We start from the raw sequence: 5,686 nt of genomic DNA, 5'->3' as shown, positions 1-5,686 counted from the left end.
ACCCCTCCAGGAGCGGAGTGGTTGGGACTCCCCGGTGGCCGCCGGGCGCGCACGACCCCCAGGTGGGAGGGTCAAGGGGAGTGGTTGGGACTCCCCGGTGGCCGCCGGGCGCGCACGACCCCCAGGTGGGGGGGTCAAGGGGGGGAGTGGTTGGGACTCCCCGGTGGCCGCCGGGCGCGCCCGACCCCCAGGTGGGGGGGTCAAGGGGAGGAGTGGTTGGGACTCCCCCCCTTGCTCAAAGTGGCCGTGCACCCACCGTCGATACCGCTCGGCCTGCGATCTCCACGAGGAGCGGGCTCCGGCCAGGGGATCCCACGGCACACGAGAGGGTCTACGTACCGTTGCTCCCTTCCGGGCCTGGCGGGGTTGGTAGATTCCCGTTGCGTGGGGCCCAGCCTTCATCGCCTCTCCTTCGCGGCTCAGTCCAAGACGAGGGCACCTCGGGCGGGAGTTCGACCCCGCTAGAGCGGATTGCGGGTACAGGGCACCGCTAGCTCCCCGTCTAGCACGGCCACACTCGAGCCCGGCCCGGCCTCGGCGCGCCGAGGCCGCTCGGCCCTTCCACGGGAGGACAGGTGGCGGAGAGGGAGGGATTTGAACCCTCGACACACCTTTTGGGCGTGTACACGATTTCCAGTCGTGCCCCTTCGGCCGCTCGGGCACCTCTCCCCGGCGCGGACTTCGCCCGCGCCTCCGAATGATGGCGGAGGGGGTGGGATTCGAACCCACGTGGGGGCTCATCACCCCCAACTCGATTTCGAGTCGAGCCCGGTACGACCACTTCGGTACCCCTCCGCGCGTCGCGTCCGAAAGAATTCCTGCATCAGCCCGCGCGCTTCCTCGGCCAGGACCCCGGCCGTCACGCGCACCGTGTGAGTCGCGCGGCCCGGCTCGAGGAGCCTCGCCCCGCTCACGACCGCCCCGGCCTTCTCGTCGGGGGTACCGAACACCAGGTGCGCGACCCGCGCCTGGAGACAGGCGCCCGCGCACATGGTGCAGGGCTCCACGGTGGCGTACAGCGTCGCGCCCGACAGCCGGTAGTTGCCCACCCGGCGGGCCGCCTCTCGCAGCGCCAGCACCTCGGCGTGGGCCGTGGGGTCGCGCTCACCGATCGGCCGGTTGTGCCCGCGCCCGACGATCACGCCCTCCAGCACCACGACCGCCCCCACCGGCACTTCCCCGGCCGCCCCCGCTCGACGGGCCTCCTCGAGCGCGGCCGTCATGAAGGGCCGATGCAGGTCGCACGGGTCGAGCATGGGGCGGGATGGGCGTCCGCGGGAAACCTCGTCAATTGTAGCGCAGGGCCCTCACGGTCGCAAGGCGCGCGGCCCGCCGGACGGCACCGCGGCGCGCGCGGCCGGACCTTCAGCGAACCTCGTCCATGAAGGTCAGCTTGAGCCCGCCGATCTCGATGGTATCGCCGCTCGCGAGGGTGCTGCGGCTGGTGACCTGGCCGGAGACCTTCATCCGCCGCCAGCGCGCCAGGTTCCGCACCTCGAAGCCGTCCCGCCCCCGGAGCACCAGGATATGCTGGCGCGGGCCGCCGGACGGCACCCGGAGGTCGCACAGCTCACTCCGGCCGACCAGGGCCCCCGCGCCCTCCAGGTAGTAGGTCCCCCGCTCTTCGCCGACCTCCCACTGGAGCTGCGCGCTCCGCTTGAGGGCGGCCGTGCGCTGGAGACGCTCGACCTCCTCCGGCCGGAGCAGCAGCGTCCCTCCGACCTCGGCCGCGCCCCGCTGGGTCGGCTCGGCCTGACTGCTATCGGTCAGGGCCCGATCGAAGAAGAGGGAGAACTTGCCGAACGAAATCTCGTCCCCCGGCCGGAGGGCCTGCTCGCCGGCCAGGCGCTGGCCGTTGAGGAACGTGCCGTTCGAGGAGCCGAGGTCCCGCACCGTCCAGCTGCCCCCCTCCTGCCGAAGCTCCGCCTGGCGGCGCGAGACCGAGACGTTGTCGATCACGACATCCATGCTCTCGCCTCGTCCGATCCGAATCACAGGCTGGTCGATGTCGTAGACCTGCACGGGCTTCCGATCCAGGACCAGCGTCAGCTTCGGCATCCGCGTCTCCTCACGGTCCCTGCCGGCGGCGCGGCGGCCGGGCGCGCCGCCCGTCGCTCACTCGGGAAGCTCCGTCGACACCGCTCGGGCCCGGGCGCGGGCCTCGAGCCGCCAGAGCGGGTTGGTGACGCGAGGCCGGATCAGGAGGAGGGCGATGGCCAGCACCAGGGGCACCGGATCGAACCCGGCGATGCTGAAGGACGGGAACAGTTGCGTGACCTGCTGGCCGATCAGCACGACCGGCCTGACCGAGGGGGGCAGGAGCGGTCCCACCATCGGCCACGCGAAGACCAGGAGGAGCGCGAGCGCATACGCCGTGATGCCCCAGGAGAGCAGGGTCCGGATCCCCCACAGCGCCGCCGCGAGGCCCTCCCCGCCGCCTTGCGGGCGGGACGGGCGCCGCCCTTCGGTCGTGGGCCGCGGCCGGCGCGGGGCGGCCGGGGTCGCCACCGGTCCCGTATCCCATTCGGGCGCGGGTCGGCGCGCCGGAGTGCCGCTCGCGCGCGGCGGCGGCGTCGTCAGCCGCGGGGTGGTGGTGGCCGGCGTGGTCGGAGGCGGCCCCGCGGGCGGCGCTTGGACCGCGGCCGGGGGTACCGGGCCGGAGCGTGACCCGGCGGGAGTCGGCGTGACCGTGGCTCCCGACGGCAGCGTGGGGACCCTGACGTCGCCGGCCGGGGTCGCCACCGGCGCTTCCTGGATGCCCGGCCGGCTCACCTCGGTCGACTGCCCGGCGGTGGGGCGCGTGGCGCGCCACGGGGGGGTGGGCGCCGGCTCGATCGGGCCGGGGGCCGGCTTGGCGCCCGCCGGCGACACGGCGGCCTCCCGGAGCGCCGCCGCGAAGTCGACGGCCGTCTGGTAGCGCCGCTCCCGATCCTTCTCGAGGGACTTCAGCACCACCGCTTCGACGGCCGCCGGCAGGTCGGAGCGCTCCGCCCGCAGCGATGGCGGCGCCTCGGAGAGGTGCTTGGTGATGTAGCCCACCGGCGTGTCGGAGCGGAACGGGGGGTGCCCGACCAGCATGGCGTAGGTGACGAGACCCAGCGAGTAGATGTCCGAGCGGCCATCCAGCTTCTCGGAGGAGAGCCCGCTGGCTTGCTCGTAGGACATGTAGGCGGGCGTGCCGAGCACGCTCCCGGTCACGGTGTGCCCGCCCGAGTCCATGAGCTTCGCGATCCCGAAGTCCAGGATCTTGACCAGGCGGGCGCCGTCCGAGTCCCGCGTCAACATGATGTTGTCGGGCTTGATGTCCCGATGGATGATGCCCAGCCGATGGGCCGCCTGCAGCGCCTTGCAGCACTGCGCCACGATGTCGACCACTTCGACGAGCGCCAGTTGCCCGCGCTGCCGAAGATGCTCGGTCAGGCTGTCGCCCTCCACCAGCTCCATCGCGATGTAGAGCGTGCCGTCGGGGGCCTGCTTGGACTCGTAGATCGTGATGACGTTCGGCTGATTGATCCGCCCGGTCGAGGCCGCCTCGTTCTCGAAGCGCGTGATGAACTCTTCATCCTCGGAGAACCGGCGATGGAGGACCTTCAGGGCGACCTTGCGATTGCCGACCCGGATCTGTTCGGCGAGGTACACCGCGCCCATGCCGCCGGAGCCGAGCCAGTCGAGAATGCGATAATCGCTGCCCAGTGCCGTCGCCACGGCGGGATCGAGCGGGTTGGCGGTGACCAGGGATGTGCCGTCAGCCGGGCACACCTGCATGCCCTGGTCGTAGGCCTTTCGGCAGCGCGGACACCTCTTCGTCACAGTTACGGGCTCCCGGTCGGGACCGGAGCGGGACCGGCCACGGCCCGAGCGCCGTCGGCCGGGTCGTCGAGGCCGGTCATGCCGCCCCACCCGAACAGCGGCCACCCGATCTTACCATAGCGGCGCGAGGCGCCGGTATTCCGGGGCGCCGCCGGGGCGAATCCGCTTGACACTCTCTGGGGGTTCTCCCTACGCTCCCGGCCAGACGAACGACCCCGGGCCGCCGTTTCGAGGCGCCCGGGCAACGGAGGCCGCCATGCCACTCGACCGCTACACCAAGGCCGTGCTGACGATCATCGCCCTCGCCCTGAGCGTCATCGCGCTCAACCCCTGGATCGCCCCGGGCCGCTGGCTCCGCGCTCTCGCCCCGGATGCGGCGGCGGCCCAGCGGCGCAAGGAGACGACCGTGCCGACCGCCTGGGGAAAGCTCGTCGGCTTCAGCGATGGCTACGGGCTGTTCGAGGCCACGGATGGGACGCTCCGGCAGGTGGGTCTGCAGGGCGGCAGCCTGACCGGCGTGACGAAGCGGAGGTGAGCCGCGTTAGCGCGCGGCCCGCGAGATCACGGTGTTCCCGGCGATCACGAAGACGACCTCCCCGTCGGAGGCCGTGTAGGTCCACGTCTCCATGGTGATCGGGCCGAGGCCGCCCCCCTCGAACTTCGTGGGCTTCCCGAGGGCCTTTTCGAGCTCGGCCTTGGTCGTCGCCCCCTCGGCCTTCCGGAGGAGCTCCTGCTTGGACGGGCTCCCGCACGCGGGGAGGGCGAGCCCGAGGCAGAGCACGCCGACGGCGGCGAGCCGTCCCATCCGGCTCACTGCGCCCCACTCCGCTTCGGGCAGATCTCCCGGGAGCAGATGCCACCGACCTCCACCACCGTGGGCTCGCTCGGTGAGCGACCCCCACAGCCCGCCAGCCAGGCCACGACGAGCAGGATCACCGCGAGACGCGCGCGCATAGGCTCTCCCGCGCCGATTCTACCGCGCGCCCATGGATTTGGGCGAATGCTTCGGGGCCGGGGCCCTCCCGGCCCACTATGTCGGGCCCGGTGCCTCGATCGTGCCTCGCCGCTGCAGATATCTGGCCACGAGCCAGCACACCAGGGCCCACGCCAGGCCAGCCAACCACCCGCCCAGAACGTCCGTCGGATAGTGCACGCCGAGATAGACACGGCTGCTGCCGACGAGGAAGGTCAGGAGCAGCGCGACCGAGAGCACGTATGCCCTGACCCTGCGCTGGGCAGCGAATCGGGCGAGCAGCGCCCCCAGGGTCAGGTAGATGACGGCCGCCAGCATCGCGTGGCCACTCGGGAAGCTCAGTGACGTCGCCGTCGTCAGATGCGGCACGATGTCCGGCCGCTCTCGGGCAAACAGGAGCTTCAGCAGGGTACTCAGAAGGCCGCCGCTGGCGCCCGCAATGGCCACCAGCCACATCGAGGCATACTTCCGGTCGAGGACCAGATAGCCACACACCAGCAGGATCGCGAGGGTGAGCGTCGTCGGGCCGCCGAGCCCGCTGATGTCCAGCGCCGCATGCGTCAGCCAACCCGGTCCGATGGGGATCTCGGCGGCGTCAGGACGTCGAAGAATCCGAAGGAGCCAGACATCGAACGCCTTCGTATCGCCCTCCAACATCTCCCCGGCGACCTTGGCGAAGCCGAACAGGGCCAGCACGACGGCGAAGGTGGTGACGAGGACCGCGGCGTCCTGACGGCCGATCCACCCCAGCGCGACGCCGGGGGCGCGCCGAAACGCCGTCGGGAGCGCCACCCGGGCGAGCCGGCGGTCCACTCGCTTGGTCTCGCGGCGCGCCTTGGCGACCGAGCGCATTCCGTCGTAGATGTGGGTGGTGCGCCCAGCAGGATTCGAACCTGCGACCTT

The 5,686-nt window shown here is 71.9% G+C and carries 6 protein-coding genes, 2 tRNA genes, 1 other RNA gene and 1 pseudogene; 1 reads left to right on the top strand and 9 read right to left on the bottom strand.

Annotation, left to right across the window (positions count from 1 at the left end):
• Positions 1 to 244: 244 nt before the first annotated feature.
• The 6 genes and pseudogenes from ffs to VGW35_09145 all read right to left on the bottom strand — a co-directional run bounded on the left by ffs (position 245) and on the right by VGW35_09145 (position 3,810).
• Positions 245 to 511, bottom strand: an RNA gene (gene ffs / locus VGW35_09170) — signal recognition particle sRNA large type.
• Positions 512 to 576: 65 nt separating this feature from the next.
• A tRNA-Ser gene (locus VGW35_09165) sits at positions 577 to 669 on the bottom strand.
• Between the two features lie 32 nt (positions 670 to 701).
• A tRNA-Ser gene (locus VGW35_09160) sits at positions 702 to 795 on the bottom strand.
• Between the two features lie 2 nt (positions 796 to 797).
• Positions 798 to 1,256 (bottom strand): annotated as a pseudogene (gene tadA / locus VGW35_09155) (tRNA adenosine(34) deaminase TadA).
• A 109-nt stretch (positions 1,257 to 1,365) separates the two neighbouring features.
• Positions 1,366 to 2,058, bottom strand: coding sequence for an FHA domain-containing protein (locus VGW35_09150; GenBank protein HEV8307824.1), 693 nt, complete (start codon positions 2,056 to 2,058; stop codon positions 1,366 to 1,368).
• A gap of 57 nt (positions 2,059 to 2,115) precedes the next feature.
• Complete coding sequence (locus tag VGW35_09145) at positions 2,116 to 3,810, bottom strand: protein kinase (GenBank protein ID HEV8307823.1); 1,695 nt, start codon at positions 3,808 to 3,810, stop codon at positions 2,116 to 2,118.
• Between the two features lie 256 nt (positions 3,811 to 4,066).
• Between VGW35_09145 and VGW35_09140 the strand changes: the two genes are divergently transcribed.
• Positions 4,067 to 4,345 (top strand): hypothetical protein, encoded by a 279-nt coding sequence (locus VGW35_09140; GenBank protein ID HEV8307822.1) that lies wholly within the window; start codon positions 4,067 to 4,069, stop codon positions 4,343 to 4,345.
• A 6-nt stretch (positions 4,346 to 4,351) separates the two neighbouring features.
• Here the strand turns inward: VGW35_09140 and VGW35_09135 are convergent, their stop codons facing one another.
• The 3 genes from VGW35_09135 to VGW35_09125 all read right to left on the bottom strand — a co-directional run.
• Positions 4,352 to 4,615 carry a hypothetical protein gene (locus tag VGW35_09135; GenBank protein ID HEV8307821.1) on the bottom strand — a complete coding sequence of 88 codons (264 nt, stop codon included), beginning with the start codon at positions 4,613 to 4,615 and terminating at the stop codon, positions 4,352 to 4,354.
• Between the two features lie 5 nt (positions 4,616 to 4,620).
• Positions 4,621 to 4,764 (bottom strand): hypothetical protein, encoded by a 144-nt coding sequence (locus VGW35_09130; protein HEV8307820.1) that lies wholly within the window; start codon positions 4,762 to 4,764, stop codon positions 4,621 to 4,623.
• 76 nt (positions 4,765 to 4,840) lie between these two features.
• Positions 4,841 to 5,686: phosphatase PAP2 family protein (locus tag VGW35_09125; protein ID HEV8307819.1), on the bottom strand; the 846-nt coding region annotated here is incomplete at its 5' end.

It is taken from the genome of Candidatus Methylomirabilota bacterium, assembly GCA_036005065.1.
Taxonomy (GTDB): Bacteria; Methylomirabilota; Methylomirabilia; order Rokubacteriales; family DASRDR01; genus DASYQW01.
The sequence above is the reverse complement of the archived record's forward strand: the minus strand, read 5'-3'. Positions and strand labels throughout refer to the sequence as shown.

What these genes read in the sequence shown, in the direction of transcription:
- VGW35_09150 (HEV8307824.1), bottom strand. Translation starts at nt 2,058, where the DNA reads ATGCCGAAGCTGACGCTGGTCCTGGATCGGAAGCCCGTGCAGGTCTAC.
- VGW35_09140 (HEV8307822.1), top strand. Translation starts at nt 4,067, where the DNA reads ATGCCACTCGACCGCTACACCAAGGCCGTGCTGACGATCATCGCCCTC.
- VGW35_09130 (HEV8307820.1), bottom strand. Translation starts at nt 4,764, where the DNA reads ATGCGCGCGCGTCTCGCGGTGATCCTGCTCGTCGTGGCCTGGCTGGCG.
- VGW35_09135 (HEV8307821.1), bottom strand. Translation starts at nt 4,615, where the DNA reads ATGGGACGGCTCGCCGCCGTCGGCGTGCTCTGCCTCGGGCTCGCCCTC.